The 20,140-nt window shown below is 50.5% G+C and carries 19 protein-coding genes; 1 reads left to right on the top strand and 18 read right to left on the bottom strand.

Annotation, left to right across the window (positions count from 1 at the left end; genetic code table 11):
- Positions 1–145: 145 nt before the first annotated feature.
- The 14 genes from spoIIE to pth form a co-directional block, all read right to left on the bottom strand.
- Positions 146–2,656 (bottom strand): stage II sporulation protein E, encoded by a 2,511-nt coding sequence (spoIIE, locus tag AB4124_RS32430; RefSeq protein WP_441975322.1) that lies wholly within the window; start codon positions 2,654–2,656, stop codon positions 146–148.
- Positions 2,657–3,001: 345 nt separating this feature from the next.
- A complete protein-coding gene (locus AB4124_RS32435; protein WP_076326534.1) occupies positions 3,002–3,490 on the bottom strand; it encodes a S1 domain-containing RNA-binding protein in 489 nt (162 codons plus the stop codon).
- A gap of 114 nt (positions 3,491–3,604) precedes the next feature.
- The gene (locus tag AB4124_RS32440; RefSeq protein WP_098741227.1) at positions 3,605–3,955 is read right to left on the bottom strand and encodes an FtsB family cell division protein; all 351 of its coding nucleotides are present in this window, start codon (positions 3,953–3,955) and stop codon (positions 3,605–3,607) included.
- 11 nt (positions 3,956–3,966) lie between these two features.
- Positions 3,967–4,536: a spore cortex biosynthesis protein YabQ gene (yabQ, locus tag AB4124_RS32445; RefSeq protein ID WP_098741226.1), complete on the bottom strand. Its 570-nt coding sequence runs from the start codon at positions 4,534–4,536 to the stop codon at positions 3,967–3,969.
- The gene (yabP, locus tag AB4124_RS32450; RefSeq protein WP_009591926.1) at positions 4,533–4,814 is read right to left on the bottom strand and encodes a sporulation protein YabP; all 282 of its coding nucleotides are present in this window, start codon (positions 4,812–4,814) and stop codon (positions 4,533–4,535) included. The genes yabQ and yabP overlap by 4 nt, the downstream gene beginning before the upstream one ends.
- 218 nt (positions 4,815–5,032) lie before the next feature.
- Positions 5,033–5,311, bottom strand: a complete 279-nt coding sequence (locus tag AB4124_RS32455) for an RNA-binding S4 domain-containing protein (RefSeq protein ID WP_076326537.1) — start codon at positions 5,309–5,311, stop codon at positions 5,033–5,035.
- Positions 5,311–5,583, bottom strand: coding sequence for an HU family DNA-binding protein (locus AB4124_RS32460; RefSeq protein WP_009591918.1), 273 nt, complete (start codon positions 5,581–5,583; stop codon positions 5,311–5,313). The genes AB4124_RS32455 and AB4124_RS32460 overlap by 1 nt, the downstream gene beginning before the upstream one ends.
- A gap of 166 nt (positions 5,584–5,749) precedes the next feature.
- Positions 5,750–7,264 (bottom strand): nucleoside triphosphate pyrophosphohydrolase, encoded by a 1,515-nt coding sequence (gene mazG / locus AB4124_RS32465; RefSeq protein WP_441975323.1) that lies wholly within the window; start codon positions 7,262–7,264, stop codon positions 5,750–5,752.
- A 92-nt stretch (positions 7,265–7,356) separates the two neighbouring features.
- A complete protein-coding gene (locus AB4124_RS32470) occupies positions 7,357–9,036 on the bottom strand; it encodes a putative polysaccharide biosynthesis protein (RefSeq protein WP_441975324.1) in 1,680 nt (559 codons plus the stop codon).
- Positions 9,037–9,240: 204 nt separating this feature from the next.
- Positions 9,241–9,783: a stage V sporulation protein T gene (gene spoVT / locus AB4124_RS32475; RefSeq protein WP_071221080.1), complete on the bottom strand. Its 543-nt coding sequence runs from the start codon at positions 9,781–9,783 to the stop codon at positions 9,241–9,243.
- Positions 9,784–10,110: 327 nt separating this feature from the next.
- Positions 10,111–11,196 (bottom strand): peptidylprolyl isomerase, encoded by a 1,086-nt coding sequence (locus tag AB4124_RS32480; RefSeq protein WP_339269204.1) that lies wholly within the window; start codon positions 11,194–11,196, stop codon positions 10,111–10,113.
- A complete protein-coding gene (gene mfd / locus AB4124_RS32485) occupies positions 11,180–14,707 on the bottom strand; it encodes a transcription-repair coupling factor (RefSeq protein ID WP_430112099.1) in 3,528 nt (1,175 codons plus the stop codon). Before mfd ends, AB4124_RS32480 begins: the two co-directional genes overlap by 17 nt.
- 186 nt (positions 14,708–14,893) lie before the next feature.
- Positions 14,894–15,124, bottom strand: coding sequence for an anti-sigma-F factor Fin family protein (locus tag AB4124_RS32490; protein WP_339269200.1), 231 nt, complete (start codon positions 15,122–15,124; stop codon positions 14,894–14,896).
- A 128-nt stretch (positions 15,125–15,252) separates the two neighbouring features.
- Complete coding sequence (pth, locus tag AB4124_RS32495; RefSeq protein WP_339292094.1) at positions 15,253–15,816, bottom strand: aminoacyl-tRNA hydrolase; 564 nt, start codon at positions 15,814–15,816, stop codon at positions 15,253–15,255.
- 106 nt (positions 15,817–15,922) lie between these two features.
- Here pth and AB4124_RS32500 point away from each other — a divergent pair, with 106 nt between their 5' ends.
- Positions 15,923–16,123, top strand: a complete 201-nt coding sequence (locus AB4124_RS32500) for a hypothetical protein (protein WP_006207422.1) — start codon at positions 15,923–15,925, stop codon at positions 16,121–16,123.
- 153 nt (positions 16,124–16,276) lie between these two features.
- On the opposite strand, the gene AB4124_RS32505 is transcribed toward AB4124_RS32500, so the two are convergent.
- The 4 genes from AB4124_RS32505 to purR all read right to left on the bottom strand — a co-directional run bounded on the left by AB4124_RS32505 (position 16,277) and on the right by purR (position 20,112).
- Complete coding sequence (locus AB4124_RS32505) at positions 16,277–17,230, bottom strand: ribose-phosphate diphosphokinase (RefSeq protein ID WP_006207421.1); 954 nt, start codon at positions 17,228–17,230, stop codon at positions 16,277–16,279.
- Between the two features lie 81 nt (positions 17,231–17,311).
- Positions 17,312–18,706, bottom strand: a complete 1,395-nt coding sequence (gene glmU / locus AB4124_RS32510; RefSeq protein WP_379415554.1) for a bifunctional UDP-N-acetylglucosamine diphosphorylase/glucosamine-1-phosphate N-acetyltransferase GlmU — start codon at positions 18,704–18,706, stop codon at positions 17,312–17,314.
- A gap of 110 nt (positions 18,707–18,816) precedes the next feature.
- Complete coding sequence (spoVG, locus tag AB4124_RS32515) at positions 18,817–19,101, bottom strand: septation regulator SpoVG (protein ID WP_006207419.1); 285 nt, start codon at positions 19,099–19,101, stop codon at positions 18,817–18,819.
- Positions 19,102–19,284: 183 nt separating this feature from the next.
- Positions 19,285–20,112 carry a pur operon repressor gene (purR, locus tag AB4124_RS32520; protein WP_071221086.1) on the bottom strand — a complete coding sequence of 276 codons (828 nt, stop codon included), beginning with the start codon at positions 20,110–20,112 and terminating at the stop codon, positions 19,285–19,287.
- Positions 20,113–20,140: the final 28 nt, after the last annotated feature.

Genomic DNA, 20,140 nt, shown 5'->3' on the forward strand with positions numbered 1-20,140 from the left:
ATCCATTCCTATCGATTTGACTTCTATCTCTATCATTTCCACATTCAAGAGAGTTCAAACGATATATAGGAAGAATAGACGTAAAAAGATTTACCATCTCCGGGGGCCTCCATTTCCCGGGTAATCGCTTGATTTATCTAACGCATCAGCTAACCGTTCGCGGCCGCTCCATTCGGGCAAAGCCCGGAACATGCACATTCGACCATTCCGGATGAAAGTGATCCACACGCCCGACCACCACCGTCATATCATCATGAATTTGATTCTGCTGGTAACGAATCACCTTCTCCAACAAACAATCGGCAATTTCCTGCGGATCCTCACTGTTCACTTCCTGAATCATTCGTTTCATCCATAGCTCCTTGTTTACCGCATAACCCGGAGCATCATATATGCCATCCGTCATCATAATGAGAACATCACCGGCCTGCAGTTGTAATGAGACTAGGTCCACTTCGATATCCTGAATGATCCCAATCGGAAGATTGCTGGCCGAGACCGGTATGACATCATTGCCTCGTTTGATAAAGCTTGGCGTCGAACCGATCTTCATAAAGGTGGTCTGAGCCGTATATTGATCGATTAGGGCCATATCGACCGTGGCATAGATTTCATCCGGCGAGCGCAGCATTAGAATCGAGTTGACCGATTTGATTGCCAGCTTCTCATCCATCCCGGATTGAAGCAGTTGTTCTAATATATTCAGAGCCGAGCTGCTCTCGAGCCGTGCCCTTTCCCCGTTGCCCATACCATCACTAAGCGCTACCACAAACGTCCCGTTGCCCAGCTCGACCGTACTGAAGCTGTCACCTGATAAAATATCCCCTCCCTTAGCCGCTGCGGCTACGCCCGTCATAATTTCATATGTTTTCGCTGAGCCGAATCGCACGGTGGCCAATCCATCTCTTGGATGGATCAAGGTCTCTTCCATTACGGCGATATGCTCCCCGAGAATGTCGGACAGCAGCGGTCCGATAATCTTCCTGCATTCGTCATAACCCCGGGTGTATGCATGAATGATCTCAATCTCGACCTGCCCGGAATCCAAACTGATGATATCGATGCCTTGAACCGATAAGCCCAGCTGCTGAAGCGCTTCCCGAATCTGTTCTTCTTGAATGTGCATGGTCTGGCTTTCCCGCTTAATCTCTCGGGCCAAGTCTTCCATGACCTGCGAAACCCCGGATAATTGTTCCGCTACCAGATGACGGCTATCGTATATTTGGCGTTTCCACTGCATATCATGTTGGTAAAGATGATACTGCTGCTTGAGGATGCCAAGCACCTCCTCCTTCTTGGCACAGATCCGGCTCCATTCCGGCGGCAGATCGTCTGCTTCCATCTCAGGATTATCCTCGATCGAGGTCATCATATCGGTCATATATTTATAAGTCTGGTAAAACTTCATATCCCAGCACTGATTCCGTTTAAAGCATGTGGCACAGCTTCCCTCCGCCACGGCATTCATGAAATGATTCATCTCCTCCGTTTGTTTGCCCGGAGGCTGTATAACCCCGGACGTCTGTCCGAAGCTTTGCGAGAGCTGCCGGAACACCCGGGAAAATTGGGTCACACGGTCCGCTGTAAGATCCCGGACCCGCTTGGCGTATTCATGCTGTGAACGGGTATGATCCTGCGTGCCAGGCACATATTTGCCTATAGCCTGCATCACACTCTTGGGCGTAATGAGGAATAACACGATAGCCGCGCAGGTTTCCCAAGTGGAGATCATCACTTCTCCAGGATTGCTGAAATAGATGGAGAGAATAGTTGCCCCCAGCAGCATTCCCAGCGAAACACCGCCTTTCTTCCCTTCCTTCAGCATACCTGCGAGCATCCCGGAAAAGGCGAGCAAACTCATCTGGGAGAATGCCGAAATGTTGGCAAGACTGAGGATGAGGCCCGTTACTACGCCAACCGAGGCGCCTAGCGGAGCTCCCCCGACTAGGGCAAACAGCAGAATTAAGTATCGGGATAAGACATGCTCTACCGACAGAGATTGGATCGTCCAGCCAACGGCACCTGTCATGACCGACGCCAGCAAAATGATAATACATAGAATTTCTTCATTTCGAAGAGCATGCGTTTTTTTACGAAGCGTCAGCACGGGAATCGCTTGAATAAAGACCAATGTCAGGACAAAGCTGAGCACGGCATTCAAGGTGAGCATCATCATGGAATACCAGGTAATGCTCGGTCCGATGAGAACACTGAACAGATTCACGAAGAAGGTGGAGACAAATACCATTAGCGGTGCATACGACAATTCTGCCCGATCATAGGTCTCCAATCCCCGCATCATAAAGTAAAAGATCAAGATTTCTGCTGGTACCATCCATGCCACCGGAAAGGACGCAAATAAACTTCCTGCAACGATAGCGGCGCCTACCGGCAGCAAATAATCACGGCGCATAAAGGCAATGACTGCAAAATAAGCGATTGCAAATGGAGACAGCTCTCCCAGTATCATCGCTCGTCCGAGCAGAAAACCCATGAAGGTTAGCAGGATCATCCACTTCTTAGCGGCCAGGAAGTGGATGGGACGCTGTAGAAAAGGCAGCTGCCCTAACCGTTCTGTTACACGGGCACGAATGGAACCCGCTCCCCCTTTAACTGCCTCAGTACCCGGAAACATCACCAGATTTCTTTTATCCATTACGCTGGCACCCCATTCTTCACGAATTTGTTGGTCCCATTATAAAACCCCTGTTCAGGAAAGTTTGTCAGAACACCGGACAAGCCCCAAAGAAATTTCCGACAAAATCAACGGGCCTTGCGAACGTTCGGGAAAAGAGCCTTCATCCCCCACGCCCAGCGGTGTTTACACGCCTCAAACCTGGAGCATTCTTGCAGACCATTTCCCGAATTGAGGCAGACATCCCGTGCTCATTCCACACGGAAGCGCCGTAAATTGCGTAGGAACCTGTCGTACCCTTGGATACAACGACAAAAAAACCGCAGAAGGCGGTTTCCCTCTGCGGTCAGTTTATATTTTATCGAATTACATACGTTTGGCTCCGCGTCCACCGCGTTTGCCTTCCGTATTCTTCTTAAGCGAAGAGATTCGTTCTTCACTGTCTTTCAGGAAGCGTGACATTTTATCCTCAAATGAAGGCTTGTTGGCCGCAGGCTTAAACGGGCGTCCACCGCGTTCACGGTTGAATCCTCCACCAGCGCCACCTCCGAATCGTTCTCCGCCGCCGCCACTGCGTTCCGGTCTCGGTGCGCGGGGTGGACGACTTTCGGAAGCCGGCTTGTCGACAGCCTGCTTGATCGAAAGACCGATCTTGCCGTCCTTGTCGACATTAATCACCTTCACGGTAACGACATCGTTGATCTTCAAATGATCGTTGACATCCTTAACGTAGTTGTCGGCGATCTCCGAGATGTGAACGAGACCCGTGACACCTCCTGACAGATCCACAAATGCTCCAAAATGCGTTATGCCTGTCACCTTGCCCTCTAACTTGGTGCCCACTTCAATTGCCATAGAATAAAATGATCCTCCCTTAAAAATATACAGTCCGATTTATAAATCGCGCTGCGGTGATTTGATTATACGATAATGACCTAAACAAGGTCAACAGACGTCTGTCATGCCTAATTACGGCTCTTCGCCCGAATTTTGGGGCTGAATGATCGGCGTCTCATTTGGCAGATACAGTCCAAACTTCTTGCGGGCAATCTGCCCGATATATTCAGGGTCCTTCAATCGCTCCACTTCATGAGTAATCTGGATTAGCGACTGTTCAACGGACTTATAATCCTCTTGCTTTTGAGCTAGCGCTTCGTTCTGATTACGGATGCGGTCATTCTGGGACCAGAGCGTTGAACCTGCCCAGATCAAAAACAGCGCCATCATCGCCACAAACATTCTTTTACGCCGGCGTGCGCCTTTGTTCTTTGTCTTGGTTTGTTGGGGAGCCTGCTTCGATGGATCAGCAAATCTTCCCATGACCATACCTCCTAAAACCAGCGCTTCCACGCCTTGATAACCTTGTCCGCGAATTGCTTGCACCATGCCGGCAGCCTGACTCTGGATGTGATCGGTCTCAGCATCCATTTCAAGAGTCGCCAAAAAGGCATGAGGCATTTAAGGACTAAACGCAACAGCGACAGGAGAAACTTCCATAGAAACCTTAACAATCCTAAGATGAGCATCAGGATTCCTTTGATCGGATTCCACAATAAGATACGGAACAGCTTGTACAAAAAGGACAGCAAGCCTTTTGTCACTTGAATTAACATTACCACAAAACGCTGGGTTATGACACTCCATAATAAAAAATAGATCCAAACCCCTATAAACAGGCCCACAAACACATAAAAACGCAGTTGACCGTCATTGGTCACATACAACATGCGAAAAATGAAGAAGGCTGCCGCAATCCAGTAAAGGAAGTCCAGGGTATGCTTGGACCATTGCGGGAAACGGAGCTGCCCTGCCAGCACCCGGTAGCTGTCGAAGGCGACTCCCATCGCTGCTCCGGAGAAGAGCATCCAGAGCAGCGTGATCCATTGTACGCTGGGGTTCATTTAAACAGCTTACCTAGCAGACTCTTGTTCTTGGTCTGCGAACCGGGATTCAAATAAATCAGTGAATGCACCTGACCTTCAATCGACAAAAGCCCCTCTTCCAGGCTGAGATTTTTAATATGTAAATTTTGCCCCCGAATGGTGAGATGCCCAAGCTCGGTTTGAAGCAGAAATTCTTCACTGTCAAAGCTCTCCACATTTTGGACACCCGTAATGTCCAGCAGCTTCCGGTTCTGCATCCGCAGGTCATGAAACTTGCCCTTCCCTTGGTCGATCATGGCATGTACCCCTCCTTTTAACAATAGCTTATGGGAAGGCGCCTGCCTTTAGAACCGGAAGAAGAGCAACCGCTTCAGGAATGAGCGTGATGCTGCAAGGAATGCACGGAGAAAGAACGAGAGCGGGAGGTCCAACGTTTATACACCCATGATAAACATAAAAAACGTCCCCCACACCATATGGTGAGAGGGACGTTTGATGGAACGGCTCGGGCTGATTACCAGTCCAATCCGCGATCTTTAACGATCGGTTCTTCCTTGACCAAGGTATAGAGGCTGGTCGCCTCATCTTTACGGGTTGTCTCGGTAAGACGCTCGACCCGGACGGTCACCAGCTTCTGACCAAATTGGACGGTGATCTCGTCGCCCAATTTAACCGTGCTGCTCGGCTTGGCCTCACGGCCATTGATCAGCACCCGACCTTGATCCGATACATCTTTCGCTACGGTACGCCGCTTGATTAACCTCGATACTTTCAGGAATTTATCGACACGCATTATTTTACGGCTTCTTTAAGCTTGTTACCTGCCTTGAACGCAGGAACGTTGGATTCTGGAATTTCGATTGTGTTACCTGTTTGCGGGTTGCGGCCTGTACGTCCAGCGCGCTTGCGAGTCTCGAATGTACCAAAGCCGATCAATTGAACTTTATCGCCATTAGCCAAAGCTTCAGTAATTTCACCAAGGAAGCCGTTCAAGACGTTCTCTACGTCTTTTTTTGTCAATCCACTTTTACCGGAAATGTTGTTGATCAGATCTGTTTTGTTCATGAATTAAATCCTCCCAATTATCAGAAAAATATAAGATTTTACGGTTATTCGGTTAAACCGCCTTGCAATCTGCAAGATTTCACCATTAATGATTATTCTGGATGCCTTGCGGAATTCCTGCCGCAAATCCCTATTTTTTTATTTTTTACGTGAAAAGTTGCCTTTTTCACACATCGATACCGCCGCTTTGTGTCGATCCCGATTTAGCTGCCTGCCATAGGGCTTCCATCTCGTCCAGGGTACTTTCCTGCAAGGTTTTCCCCTGGGCGGCAAGATGCTCCTCTATGTAGCTGAAGCGACTGACAAACTTCCGGTTCGTTCTCGAAAGCGCCTCTTCCGGGTCCGCCCCAATAAATCTTGCCGCATTGGAGACCGCGAACAGCAGATCGCCGAGCTCAAGCGCCGTATCCTCATCAGACTGGCCCTCGGTCACCGCCTGCCTCAGTTCACCGAGTTCCTCTTCAATCTTCTGAAACACGCCCTCGATATTATCCCAATCGAAACCAACCTTGGATGCCTTCTTCTGGAGCTTGTACGCCTTCATCAAGGCGGGAAGATCCCGCGGAATGCCATCCAGTGCCGAAGCTTTCTCTGGGGAGAGCCCTTTGCGGCGCTTCTCTTCCGCTTTCATCTGCTCCCAGTTCTGCAGGGCAGATTCCGCATCTTTGGCGCTGCTCTCGCCAAAGACATGCGGGTGACGGAAGATCAACTTGTCATTCAACGCTTGAATGACATCATACACCGTAAAGGTACCGAGCTCCTCTTCCATCTGAGAATGCAGCATAATCTGCAGCAGCAGATCCCCGAGTTCTTCCTGCATATGCTCAGGATCATCCTCATCAATCGTCTCTAATACCTCATAGGTTTCTTCGATCAGATTTTTGCGGATGGATTCATGGGTCTGCTCACGGTCCCATGGACAGCCCTCAGGACTGCGCAGAATGCCAACGATCTCATGGAGTCTGGCAAACGTTCGCTGTCGAAGCAGGCTGTCATCGCTTCGGGGTACGTAGACCAGCGAAAGATTCCCATACCCGTCGATGCGATCAAGCTCGTAGAGCGGCACGCGCTGGATCACTTCCTCGCCCTCAACGCCCAGCGCATGGCCGACAATGACCGGATATTCGTCCGGATACAGTTCCATCAGCGCCAGTTTAACTTCCGAAGCGGTAAACATGTCATACACCTGGCCGATCAGGGTATGGAGCTGCGGCTGGATGACAGTTGCACGTAGCTCAGCCGCATCGAGAAGTTGGAAGCCCTCAATGGGATCGAAACCAAGGCGAACGAAGGCCTCGTCCAGAAAGCTCTCACCGCCGAGCACCGTAAGCGTCACATGCTCTCCCGGGCAGCGCTCCCGTAATAACCGAACCGTTGCCTCCGCTACCATCGGATGCCCGGGCACCGCGTAGACAAGCTCACGATCATCCTCAGCAGCCTTAGCCAAGTTGATTAGCGCGGATGCAATGGATTCGTACACCTCGGGAAAGGTGTCATGCGCTTCATACACATGGTCAAACGATTCCGGGTGAATCTGGAACTCATTCAACGCAGCGATGACGGGATGAGATAATGTACGCACATACACCTTCGATGCCCGCTGCATGGTTTTTATGATACCTATCGTCAATCGATCTGGGTTGCCAGAACCCAAGCCGACCACCGTAATGGATGCACTCATACGCTACTTCCTTTCGTCTTCGTCCGCCTTGTCGACGTCATTATCGTACACTACTATATCACAGAAGATCAAACATCTCACGTCAGCCCGGGTCAGCGCAGCACGCGCAGGGCCCGCAAGAAGGCCGCCAGCGGTCTTCCGACCTTTGGCAGCATCCGAATCTCCTCCTCGGTGAGGAGCTTCGTGAGTGCGGCGCCGATAAGGAAGGCGCCGCATCCAGCCGCGACGCCGCTCAGGCTCGCAGCCGCGTGGGTGAGGCGGCCCGGGGCGAAGCCGGCAGCCGCCAGGATGCCGCCGGCTGCCTCACCTGCGCCCCAGGCGGCCAGTGCCACCGCGGCGAGGACCGGCAGCGTCCTTGCGAACATGCCGCCGACGTCAAGGCGGGCGCCAGCGCTTCGCGAGAGCAGCGCGAGGTTGAGCGCGGCGGCGGTCAGATGCGCAGCCACGCCGGCGATGGCTGCGCCGGTAATGCCGAACTGCGGCACCAACAGCAGGTTGAGCAGCAGCTTGAGCCCAGCCGCAGCCAGCAGATGAACCGCCGGTGCTTTGACCATACCGATCCCTTGAAGCAGCGCAGCCGTAATCGTGCTTAGCGTACCCCCAGCAGCCGTAAAGGCAATCACCTGCATCGTCACCGTCCCAGCAGCATCCTCGTACAGCATGACGTTAATCGGTTCAGCCAGCACTGCCAGGCCTACGGAGGCCGTCATTCCAATCAGCCAAAACCAACGGAGGGCCATGCGGGTTTGGCTTGCAACCCGGGCGGACTCTCCTTTGAACTTGGCCTCCGCCAGCGCAGGGATAAACAGAACCGACAACGAAGTAGCCAGCATCGTAACCAACTGGACAAGCGGCAATCCGCGGTTATAGACCCCAAACTCCGCCATGGCCATTGCTTCGCCCAGTCCACCGGATGTCAATAACCGGGGCACCGTGAAGGTATCCACCAGTCCAATCAGTGGAACAGCGAGCAGACTAAGACAGACGGGGATTCCATAAGCAAGCAGGCGGCCAAGTAGAACACCTGCTCCCTCTCTAGTTACATCGGCACGCATCCCCGTTTCGTTCATACCCGCCGCTCCGAATCCTTGACTTACTTCTCCTTGTATTTCACCCCGAGTTGACCGGACATGCTTGCGCCAGTATAGTCCCATCACCAATAGACCGGCGGCGCCACCGGCAGCAGATCCGAGCAGCGCTCCGGCGGCAATTACGTCGGGATCGGCACCGGCACGGATCATGTAAAGCAGCAGCACAATCATGACCCCAACACGGACAACCTGCTCCGTAATCTGGGAAATTGCCGTTGGCACCATATTGTGCAGCCCTTGAAAATAACCGCGCAGGACTGACATCCAAGGCACGAATGCCAGCGCCAACGCACCTGCGCGGAGGGCGGGCACAACCTGACTGCTTCCGATCCACATCCCGATCCACGGAGCACAGACATACATCAGGAAGCCGAGAAATAGACCGAACAGTACCAACGAGACGGAAGACAGGCGCAGCAGGCGATGGCCGTCCTCAGTGCGCCCTTCGGCCTCATATTCTGCCACATATTTGGAGACCGCGGCGGGGAAGCCAACCGCCGCTATCGTAATGATCATCATATAGAACGGATAAACCGTATTGTAGATGCCAAAGACGGCATCCCCACCCATATTTTGCAGCGGTATTTTTTGCAGTGTGCCAATCAGCTTGGACAGAAGCGCGGCCGCACTGAGAATAAACGCTCCCTGTAGAAGCCTTGCCCCTGTTTGATCTGGTTTCATATCCTCTTCCAATCCCCTAGTTTCTTTTTTTTCGTATCACAGACCAAACATCTGCGTAGATGCTGCCATGTGTACCTCCATTATAACCAAGGGCGGGAGAGGGGTACAAAAAAGAGAAGCCGGACAACAAAAACTCCCAGCTGCCGATTGACCCTGTGATCAACGTTCAGCGGGAGTCTCCATCCAAGGATTCATGTCCTTGTCTTATTGTTCCATTTGCTTGCCGAGGAAGCCTGCGGCGGTTTCAGACATCTTCACTTCCATCTCACCCATGTTCACGGATTCGTCCTTGTTCAGCAGCACAACACTGCCAATCGGGTCTCCTCCAGCAATGATAGGAGCAGCGACAAAAGCGGATAAAGTTTCCGGATTGTCTTTGCTGATCTCATACGTACCACTGTTGCTTTCCAGCACCGTCTTGCGATTTTCCATGCAGTTTTCCAGAAGGTTGCCAATCGGCTTGTCCAAATACTCCTTCTTGGAGCCGCCTGCTACGGCGATAAATGTATCACGGTCCGATATGATCGTGATGTGACCTGTGCTCTCATAAAGGGACTCTGCGTATTCCTTCGCAAAATCGCCCAATTCACCGATCGGTGAATATTTCTTCAGAATGACTTCTCCATCCCGGTCAACGAAAATTTCCAGCGGGTCACCTTCGCGAATCCGCAGTGTGCGTCTAATTTCTTTTGGAATGACCACGCGCCCGAGGTCATCAATACGGCGGACGATACCAGTAGCTTTCATGTCACTTGTTGCCCCACTTTCATAAGAAGATTTTTCAACTACTGTTCCATTCGGGAAGAGGATGTCCCCAGGTATATAAGAGTTAATGTCTGACCATAGTATTCATCCATTCCCAATTCCTTATACATCATCTACCCTCTGTTGGTTGCGAAATCCAAAAATAAATATCATTCGAAAGAGACGGATGTCAGGGGAGAAAAAATCCATAACGCGCGATTTCGCACGTTATGGATTCGAAGATCCCACCATTTCATCATGCGCTAGCCGTAACATCCAGCATTACCCGCAGCGCATTACAATATCAATTGCCGGACCTTGTCTGCGGGCTTATTTACCCGTGTCTTCCTTGCCTGCATCCGGTGTTTGATCACCTTCCGCAGGTTTGTCAGTGGTACCGTCTTTCTTCTGGTCTCCTGTGCCTTCGGCAGGCTTGTCCGCGTTCTCACTCTTCGGAAGATTCATGCTCTCAATCAGGTCGTTGAGCTCATTCTGCATAAAGTTGTCGATCTTCGCCGAGGCAAGTTCATTACGAATGCCTTCCTTCTGATCGGCAGGCAGCTTGTCGTAAGACACTTCCTCGCGCTTCTCTACTTTCATGACATGGTAACCGTAGTCAGTTTCTACCGGATCGCTGATCTTATTAAGCTCGAGCGTTAGCGCCTTTTCCTTGAACTGCGGTACCCAAGTGCCTGCCGGTTTGTTCTCATACAGGCCTCCGCTGTTCTTGGAGCCCGGATCCTCGGAGTATTTCTTAGCGACCGCAGCAAAGTCCTCGCCTTTATTCAGCTTGGACTGTACTTCCTTGGCAATTTTGAGCGCCTCGCCTTCCGCTCTTTCCTTGCCTTCCGCATCCTTAAAACCAATCAGGACATGACGAACGCTAATGTTGGTGTAATCCTTCTTGTTCGCCTCGAATTCCTTCTTGATATTCTCTTCGGTTACCTGACTCTTCTCATATTCCATAACGGTCATGACGCGAAGCATATAATTTTTGAGATCGTCTTCCGTCAATTTCTGCGATTCTAGAGCAGCTTTAAACTGCTCCTCGCCCATTCCGCTCTTCTGCTGCTTTAGCAAATCGTCCGCTTGCTTCCCGGCAGCTTCCTTCGCTTTATCGTCAGCTTTGGCGTACAGGTATTCGTAGGCTACCCCCTGTTTCGCCAAATACTCTTTAAATTCATCCATTTGTAAAAATTGGGCGTATTCTGGGGACATGAACTGAATCATGCGCTGTTCCAGATCAAATTCCTTCTCGGTAATCTCTCCACCCTTATATTTGACAATAACTTTGCTATTATCATTTTCGGTTCCCTTAGTCTTGTCGTTTCCGCACGCAGCGATCATCGACATGGATAGCACTGCTGTGATGGATACCATAAACGTCTTCCATGCCTTGTTATTTCTTGACGGCATTTTGTAGTTCTCCCTTCAGGTTGAATGGCCCTTTTGCGGCCTCCAGGAATTGCTCCAGCAATTCTAACAGTTGTTGATCGGAAAGTCCCTTGCCTTTGATTCGAATGGCCATCGTCGGCCCTTGTTCAAATTGTACACGTCTTTCGAACATATTTCCAATTTGCGCAAGTCCTGCTGTATCAACCGTCTTATCCTGCCCTTCATAAAACTGCAGCAGCACATCGTCGCCGCGCTGGATAATGGAGTCGATCCCGTACGTACGACCATATACCTTCAAGCGGGATACAGCAAGCAGGTTACTTACCGCAAGCGGCAGCTCGCCAAAGCGGTCAAGCAGTTCATCCTCAAGCTCCGCCGATTCGTCGATAGACGAAACGACAGCCACTTTTTTATAAATTTCGATCTTCTGGATGCTGTCATAAATGTAATCTGACGGCAAGTAAGCATCAATCCCAAGATCGATGGAAGTGTTCCAGTCCTTCGATGGCAATGGCGGCTCGCCCAGCATGCTGACTTTGCGTTTTTGTATCTCCTCCGCCAGCATCTGTGAATACAGGTCGAACCCGACGGAAGCAATAAAGCCATGCTGCTCCGCTCCGAGCAGATTGCCCGCGCCGCGAATCGACAGGTCCCGCATCGCAATCTTGAATCCGGAGCCAAGCTCCGTAAATTCTTTAATGGACTGCAGCCGCTTCTCGGCCACTTCGGTCAGCACCTTATCCCGCTGGTACGTGAAATAAGCATAAGCGATCCGGTTGGAACGTCCGACGCGTCCGCGCAGCTGATACAGCTGGGAGAGGCCCATTTTGTCCGCATCATGCACGATAAGCGTATTTACATTCGGGATATCCACACCCGTCTCAATAATGCTCGTACTAACCAATACGTCGTGTTCGCCGTCCAGAAAGTCGAGAATGGTCTTCTCCAGTTCCGTTTCCGACATTTGCCCGTGTCCCACACCCACTCGGGCCTCCGGTACCAGCATGGATATCTGGGCTGCCATCTCTTGAATGCCCTGAACCCGATTGTAGAGATAGTAAACTTGACCTCCCCGGGCCAGCTCTCGCTCGATGGCTTCCCGCACCAGGGTCTGGCTATGCTCTACGACATAAGTCTGCACTGGAAAACGGTTCTCCGGCGGTGTCTCGATCACGGACAAATCCCGAACGCCGAGCATCGACATATGCAGCGTACGCGGAATCGGCGTTGCCGTCAGCGTCAGTACGTCGACATTGGTCTTCAGCTTCTTCAATTTCTCCTTATGCGTAACGCCAAACCGCTGCTCTTCATCCACAATCAGCAGTCCCAGATCCTTGAACACAATATCCTGCGACAGCAATCGGTGCGTCCCGATCAAAATATCGACAGAGCCCTGCTTTACTTTCTTGATCGTCTCATTCTGCTCCTTACGGCTCCGGAAACGGCTCAGCACCTGAATGTTGATCGGATAATTGGCAAAACGCTCCCGAAACGTCTCGTAATGCTGTTGGGCCAAAATCGTCGTCGGTACCAGCACCGCAACCTGCTTCCCTTCGATCGCTGCTTTAAACGCAGCGCGAACGGCCACTTCCGTTTTCCCGTAACCGACATCACCGCACAGCAGCCGATCCATCGGCCGGTTCTGCTCCATGTCTTTTTTGATTTCGGTAATCGCTCGAAGCTGATCAGGTGTTTCATCATATGGGAACATGTCCTCGAATTCCTGCTGCTCCGACGTATCCTTCTCAAATCCGTACCCAGGCGCAGTCTGACGCTCGGCATACAGCTTGATCAGATCGTCGGCGATATCCTGAACGGAAGAGCGAACCTTGTTCTTAACCCGCGTCCATTCATTTCCGCCCAGCTTGTAAACCTTCGGCTCCTTGTCTTCCGAACCGACATATTTCTGGATGAGATCGATCTGCTCAATCGGAACGGACAGCTTATCGCCCCCGGCATACAGAATATGCATGTAGTCCTTATGGATTCCGTTGATTTCGAGCGTCCCGATCCCCATATATTTCCCGATACCGTGGTTTTGATGCACCACATAATCGCCGACTTTGAGCTCCGTATAGCTCTTGATGCGCTCGGCGTTGTCCATATTCTTTGTGGTTTTGCGTGTTTTGCGCTGCTTCGAGGAGAACATTTCGCTCTCTGTAATAATGGCAGCATGAACCGAAGGCATCTCGAAGCCATTCTGCAGATGCCCCTCAAACATAACCGGTTCTTCGATACCATAGTCCAGCAGTACCCGCCGCATGCGGTCCATCCGCTCCGCATCGCCTGCCAGCATCATGACCTGAACACCCGACTTCTTCCAGCGCTCCATCTCAGCCTTGAGCACATTCATCTGGCCATGGAAATCCTGCATGCCGCGCGTAATCACATTGACGATATTCTGCGGCTGCATTCTTGGCACCTGACGCAGGAAGATCGAGATCAGTAGACTTTGATAGGGGTGCTGATAGATCAGTTCTTCCGTATCCAGTGAAAGCGGCAGATCCGGCAGCGATTTGCCATTCTGCATCAGATGCAAATTCCATTCCGCTTCATCCCGCTCCAACTGCTTGGCTGTTTCTAACAGACGAGCAGGCTCATCCATAATCAGAATCGTATCCTTCGGCATGTAATCATATAGATTGGTCTTCTCCGGATACAACAGGGAGATATATTTATAGATTTCAGGGAAATATATCCGCTCGCGCAGCATCTCAACTTCCCGGTGTATTTCATCCCGCAGACGGAGCTTGGCCTGACGATCACTCATGCGCTCGAGCTGCGTCTCCAGCAGACGGACCACCGTATCCGCTGTACGGCTTAGCCGCTCTGAATCTGCAATAATTTCCTTGCATGGTGTAATGGTGACTTCCCGGACCTTGTCAATCGAGCGCTGATCTGCCGGGTCGAAGGTACGAATGGAGTCGATATCTTCATCAAACAGTTCGACGCGATACGCCATGGTCGTTGTCATCGGATAAAAATCGATGATACCGCCGCGGACACTCATCTCGCCGCGGCTCTCGACGCGCTCCACCCGTTCATATCCCATCTCGATCATCTGGTTCAGGAAGGAATCCAGCACGAGTGTCCCGCCGTCATGAAGTACAATTCGGGCATCGGACATCACTTCAGGAGCTGGAAGCAGACGACGCACGCCGGAAAATGGCGCAACGACAATACCCCGGAAGCCTCTGGCACAACGGACGAGTACATCAATCCGCTGCGCCAGAGTCTCGGGGCTTGAAACGGCCGATTCGGCCGCTACCAGTTCATTCGCCGGGTATAACAATACTTGGTCCGGTGAGAGCGCTTCCTGTAGATCATCCGCAATTTTCTGGGCTGAAAACATATTATGAGTGACAACGAGCAGCGGTCGCTGCTGGTCCTGGTGCAATGCGGCCATTAAGATCTGCCTGGACGACCCAGAAAGACCGGAGATCAATTGCTCCCTCATGCCGGCTTGGACGCCAGCGGTTATGGATTTGAAGTCCGAATCCTTCGAAAATACATCAATAAGTGCTTGTAACAAAAGGGGCACCTCTCTTATGCAAAAGAAATGAATTACCTAGACTCTATTTCTCATGGAATTTTAGACGATTGCCAAAAAATTATAACCGAAAAGAAGCCTTGAGCAAAACTGCCAAGGCTAGAGCAGCGGCAAAGCCTGCCGCTGTATGTCTTCTACCAAAAAAACGTCGTGTACCCCATTATACGCTCATTGCAGGGGATTTGCCAAAAGGCTAAGTTCCGGATTGGCTTCGAGGGCTTCTCTGCAATGATCGCAGGTTACCCGGACCATCATTTCTCCGTTAAAATCATAGGCTATTATATCCTTGCGTTCCTCAGGGGTCAAGGAATCAAATCCGAGACGAGCTTCGGATACGTAATTGGAATCGATGCGGCCTTGAAACGCCCGACAATGTCTGCAAACATAGGTTATCGCCATCATATGCCTCCTGAAGGTCGTGTATACCTTCAGTATGCCCGGATTTTCCTCGTTTAAGACTTCGATGTTACGGTTGCCCTATGACTTAGGAATCATCTCTTTGGATACTTCCATTCTATGATGCTTTTCTAAGACTTGTTAAACTTCGCCATCGTCTGTTCAAAGGTATGATCCAGACTGAATTCCAGCGCGTCACAGGTCTCCTCTACCATGCTCTGCAGCTGTTCGCGTTCCTTCTTCGGAAAAGTACCGAGCACATAATCCACAATCGCATAACCCGGCTCAGGCCTCGATATGCCCATACGAACACGGTTGAAGCTCTGAGTCCCGGTATGCTGAATAATGGATTTAATGCCATTATGTCCTCCGGCACTGCCCTGATACCGCAGGCGGATCTTACCGACCACGGTATCCAAATCATCATAGACCACAATCATGTCCTCAAGACTCACTTTATAATAATCCATATAAGCACGCACGGCCTCGCCCGAAAGATTCATGAACGTCATCGGTTTGATCAGGACGGTTTTGATGCCGCCAATCATCCCTTCGGCGATGACCGATTTGCATTTATTCTGGTTGAACTTCATACCGTGTCGCTCTGCCAGTGCATCCAGCGCCATGAATCCAACATTATGGCGTGTCTTCTCATAATTTGAACCGGGGTTGCCCAGTCCGACAATCCATTTCATCACAGGTTGATTCCTTTCACGATTTATACTTTCTTCTTTGCGCATTTCTGAGTACAATATGAACAAAACCTATCGGCGTTATGCCTCATAAGAAGGTGAATCGGCATTGAAAGCTTTCGAACAGAAATTAACGCACCACAGCCATTTTCAATACCATATGAAGCATGGCATCCCTGTTCAAGTCTATGAACTGGGTTGTCACATAGACGTGGGTCTGATCACGGCAGTCGACGCCTACTTTGTCGAGCTTGAGGGAACGCTGTACAACCGGAGTACGTTCACTTTTATCTCTAGGCCCGGATATTAACAAGCTTGATCTCTATTAACAGGCTGGACTTATGAAAACGTTTTCTTTCTGACTGTTCCTCTGCTTTTTGCTAACCAAAACGGCAAGGTCGTTATAGCCGACAAGGGTTACATCTCCTCATGAGGAGATGTAACCCTGCCTTTACACGGTTTATTATTCTATTTCAAACAATTTACTAATCGACAATTCCTCATGAACTCGGATGATGGCTTCACCCATCAACGGAGCAACCGACAACACCGTCAGCTTGCTGCTCGGGTTCGGATTGGTGATCGGAATGGTGTCTGTTACAACAACTTCCTTCAGCGGGGAGTTTTCCAGTCGCTCATGGGCAGGGCCCGAGAGAACCGGATGTGTACAGCACGCGTAGACTTCCTTCACGCCGCCTTCCATCAACGCATTGGCACCCAGCACAATCGTACCGGCGGTATCGATGATGTCATCAATCAGAATAGCGGTCTTGCCTTCGATATTCCCGATAATGTTCATGACTTCACTGACGTTCGGCTCCGGTCGGCGTTTATCGATAATCGCCAGCGGCGCATTCAGGAAATCAGCAAGCTTTCTCGCGCGAACCACACCGCCGTGATCCGGAGATACAACGACCGGGTTCTCGATCTGCTTTGAACGGAAATATTGGGCAAGAATCGGTACGCCGAGCAGATGATCCACCGGAATATCGAAAAACCCCTGAATCTGCATCGCATGCAGGTCCATCGTAATGACGCGATGAGCTCCTGCTTTTTCGATCAGGTTCGCAACCAGCTTAGCGGTGATCGGATCCCGCGAACGCGCTTTGCGGTCTTGACGGGCATATCCGTAATACGGAATAACCACGTTGATGCTCTTCGCGGATGCCCGCTTGAGCGCATCCACCATAACCAGCAGCTCCATCAAGTTATCATTCACCGGCAAACAAGTGGACTGCACAATATAAACATGGCAGCCCCGTACGCTTTCGGAGAGCTTTACTTGAATCTCGCCGTCGCTAAAGCTGGTTGTATGCGATTCCCCCATCGGAATGCCGATATAATCGGCGATCTGATGGGCAAGTTTAGGATTGGAATTACACGTGAATATTTTTAATTTAGAATCAAGATAAGTCATAGAATAAAAACCCTCCGTGCTGGTTCGTTGAATTAGGTATCCGATCACCGCTTCATATCTTGGTTAAGGAAGCAGGGATAATTACGATTTCTTATTCTTCTTGGCGATGGCGCGTGCCCGGATCTTCTCTGCGTACCCTGGCTTGTTCTCCTGACGCTGTCTGGCGATGGCCAGATCATTGTCCGAAACGGAATGCGTAATGGTAGAGCCTGCAACAACGAATGCGCCCTTGCCCACCTTCACCGGTGCAATCAAATTCACATTACTGCCGATAAATGCATCATCTTCAATTTCGGTAATGGACTTATTATAACCATCATAGTTGACTGTAATCGCACCACAGCCGATATTAACGTTTTTGCCGACTTTGGCATCACCAACATAACTGAGATGGGATACTTTAGAGCCGTTGTCAATCGTGGCGTTCTTCACTTCGACGAAGTCGCCCACCTTTACATCATCCCCCAGCTTGGCGCCTGGACGAAGATAAGCAAACGGTCCTACGGAGGTCCGGGTGCCGACTTCAGCGCTGCTGAGCACCGAATGTTTGACGCTTGCGCCATCCGCGATAACAGAGTCCTCGATATCGGTATCCGGTCCGATCACGCAATCTTCACCGATCACTGTATTCCCTTTCAGGACGGTACCGGGATAAAGCACTGTATCTGAACCAATCTTAACATCAGCTCCGATATAGGTTGAAGCCGGGTCAATGATCGTAACACCGTTCAACATGTGCTTGCGGTTGATGCGCTCTCTCATGAAGCCTTCAGCTTCCGACAGCGCTAGGCGATCGTTAACGCCAATCGATTCCGCGTAATCATCGGTCTGATAAGCAAGCACGGTCTCACCGGCTTGTTTCAAAATGCCGACGCAATCGGTCAGGTAATATTCCTGCTGCGCATTCTGGTTGGTTACATTATCCAGTGCAGCGAATAGCTTTTTATTGTCAAAACAATAAGTACCTGTATTAATTTCAGTGACTGCGTCCTCTTCCGGACTGCAATCCTTCTGCTCAACAATCCGAAGTGCGCTGCCATCCTCGCCTCGAATGACCCGGCCGTAGCCTTTCGGGTTATCCATATGCGCGGTAAGCACCGTAGCGGCCGCATTGTTGCTTTCATGAAGCTTCAAAAGATTTTCCAGTGTCTCGGACGTCACCAGCGGAGTATCCCCACAAATGACAATCGTGGATCCTTCTTCGCCACCAAGTAATTCCTTGGCTTGCTTCACAGCGTGACCCGTTCCGAGCTGCTGCTCCTGCAGTACATACTCGGCTGCGTCTTGCAGATAAGCGCGAACCGTTTCCGCACCATGGCCTACGACCACAACACTGCGTTCACAGTTTACCTGCTGTACAGTTTGCAATACATGTCCGACCATCGGCTTGCCACAAACAGGATGCAGCACTTTATATAGTTTGGATTTCATACGTTTGCCCTGCCCAGCGGCGAGCACAATAGCAAATCTTTTCAAGGGCCATGCCTCCTCCTCTTGAACTCACTACTGAATATATATCATTCTACAAAAAAAGAAAAGAGAGCCACAGGTATGGCTCTCTTTTCCTTGAACCCCAATTGTAAATCTTAAGCGCCTTCTTCAATCACTTCTTCTTCAGTAGCCGCTCGCTCATACTCGGCCAATACAGCCGATTGAATTTTCTCGCGAGTACCGGAAGAAATGGGATGGGCAATGTCGCGGAATTCTCCATCAGGAGTGCGTTTGCTCGGCATTGCAACAAACATTCCATTGTTTCCGTCGATGACGCGAATGTCGTGAACGACAAATTCATTATCGATGGTAATGGATGCGATTGCCTTCATTCTCCCCTCAGAGTTAACACGGCGGAGTCTGACATCCGTAATTTGCATATGTGTTCACCACCTTTTTCCATCAGAGACTTGGTGTATAATTCCACACAGCAAACCATAAATCCTTCTTTTTTCTAATACAAAATGTCCTAAAAACAGGAATTTTTTTTAGAATGTGATATTTTCGACAGACTTCGGGCTAATTCGAATGAAAACGCTATTATATCGACAAATATCGCGACTCTATTTTTCGAAGTAATTACCAGGGTTTACGGTAATTCTCTTCGTTTTGGAGTCCACATCGCTTAAGATGGCTAGTGAAATATAGTCCTCCAGAAGTCTTTCCTCAGTTTCCACCGCTCCTGACTCTACCAGCACACCGACACCTGCGACTTCTGCATTAAATTCACCAAGCAGATCGACCATTCCCTGAATGGTCCCGCCTGCCTTCATAAAATCATCCACGATCAGCACGCGAGAGCGTTCCTTGAGCGCCCGGCGGGATAATGACATGGTATGAATGCTCTTATGTGATCCCGATACATAATTGATGCTTACGGCCGATCCTTCCGTCACTTGATGGTCCCGTCGAACTAGTACGACCGGCAGGTTCAATTGTGCCGCTGTCGCATAGGCCAGCGGAATCCCTTTGGTTTCCACGGTCATGACCACATCGATATCCCGGTCGGCAAACGCCGTGGCAATGATCTTGCCCGCCTCATTCATCAGCGAAGGTTGTCCGAGCAGATCAGACATGTACAAATAACCTCCCGGCAAAATCCGATCCGATTGCTGAAGCTGCTGACACAGCTCCTCCGCAAACCGCAAGGCATGATCTTTGCGCAGCTTCGGAATGTAGCGGACTCCTCCCGCTGCGCCGGCCAGCGTCTGAAGCTCACCGAGCCCCTCGCTCTCGAACACGTCCTTAATGATTGCCAAATCCTCACTGATGGATGACTTGGCTGCTCCATATCGCTCAGCGAACGTTGTCAGCGGAATCAGCGTATGCGGTTTAGATAGTAAATATTGGGTCATATCGACCAATCGTTCGCTTCGTTTTAATTTTTTCACCTAGGGTTCCTCGCTAAATCCGAATATT

This window comes from Paenibacillus sp. 2KB_20 (genome assembly GCF_052115765.1).
Lineage (GTDB): Bacteria > Bacillota > Bacilli > Paenibacillales > Paenibacillaceae > Paenibacillus_AQ.

What these genes read in the sequence shown, in the direction of transcription:
- spoVT (WP_071221080.1), bottom strand. Translation starts at nt 9,783, where the DNA reads ATGAAAGCTACTGGTATCGTCCGCCGTATTGATGACCTCGGGCGCGTG.
- AB4124_RS32440 (WP_098741227.1), bottom strand. Translation starts at nt 3,955, where the DNA reads ATGGGAAGATTTGCTGATCCATCGAAGCAGGCTCCCCAACAAACCAAG.
- yabP (WP_009591926.1), bottom strand. Translation starts at nt 4,814, where the DNA reads ATGATCGACCAAGGGAAGGGCAAGTTTCATGACCTGCGGATGCAGAAC.
- yabQ (WP_098741226.1), bottom strand. Translation starts at nt 4,536, where the DNA reads ATGAACCCCAGCGTACAATGGATCACGCTGCTCTGGATGCTCTTCTCC.
- AB4124_RS32455 (WP_076326537.1), bottom strand. Translation starts at nt 5,311, where the DNA reads ATGCGTGTCGATAAATTCCTGAAAGTATCGAGGTTAATCAAGCGGCGT.
- AB4124_RS32435 (WP_076326534.1), bottom strand. Translation starts at nt 3,490, where the DNA reads ATGGCAATTGAAGTGGGCACCAAGTTAGAGGGCAAGGTGACAGGCATA.
- spoIIE (WP_441975322.1), bottom strand. Translation starts at nt 2,656, where the DNA reads ATGGATAAAAGAAATCTGGTGATGTTTCCGGGTACTGAGGCAGTTAAA.
- AB4124_RS32505 (WP_006207421.1), bottom strand. Translation starts at nt 17,230, where the DNA reads ATGACTTATCTTGATTCTAAATTAAAAATATTCACGTGTAATTCCAAT.
- AB4124_RS32460 (WP_009591918.1), bottom strand. Translation starts at nt 5,583, where the DNA reads ATGAACAAAACAGATCTGATCAACAACATTTCCGGTAAAAGTGGATTG.
- AB4124_RS32470 (WP_441975324.1), bottom strand. Translation starts at nt 9,036, where the DNA reads ATGAAACCAGATCAAACAGGGGCAAGGCTTCTACAGGGAGCGTTTATT.
- AB4124_RS32490 (WP_339269200.1), bottom strand. Translation starts at nt 15,124, where the DNA reads ATGGCGATAACCTATGTTTGCAGACATTGTCGGGCGTTTCAAGGCCGC.
- mazG (WP_441975323.1), bottom strand. Translation starts at nt 7,264, where the DNA reads ATGAGTGCATCCATTACGGTGGTCGGCTTGGGTTCTGGCAACCCAGAT.
- spoVG (WP_006207419.1), bottom strand. Translation starts at nt 19,101, where the DNA reads ATGCAAATTACGGATGTCAGACTCCGCCGTGTTAACTCTGAGGGGAGA.
- AB4124_RS32480 (WP_339269204.1), bottom strand. Translation starts at nt 11,196, where the DNA reads ATGCCGTCAAGAAATAACAAGGCATGGAAGACGTTTATGGTATCCATC.
- pth (WP_339292094.1), bottom strand. Translation starts at nt 15,816, where the DNA reads ATGAAATGGATTGTCGGACTGGGCAACCCCGGTTCAAATTATGAGAAG.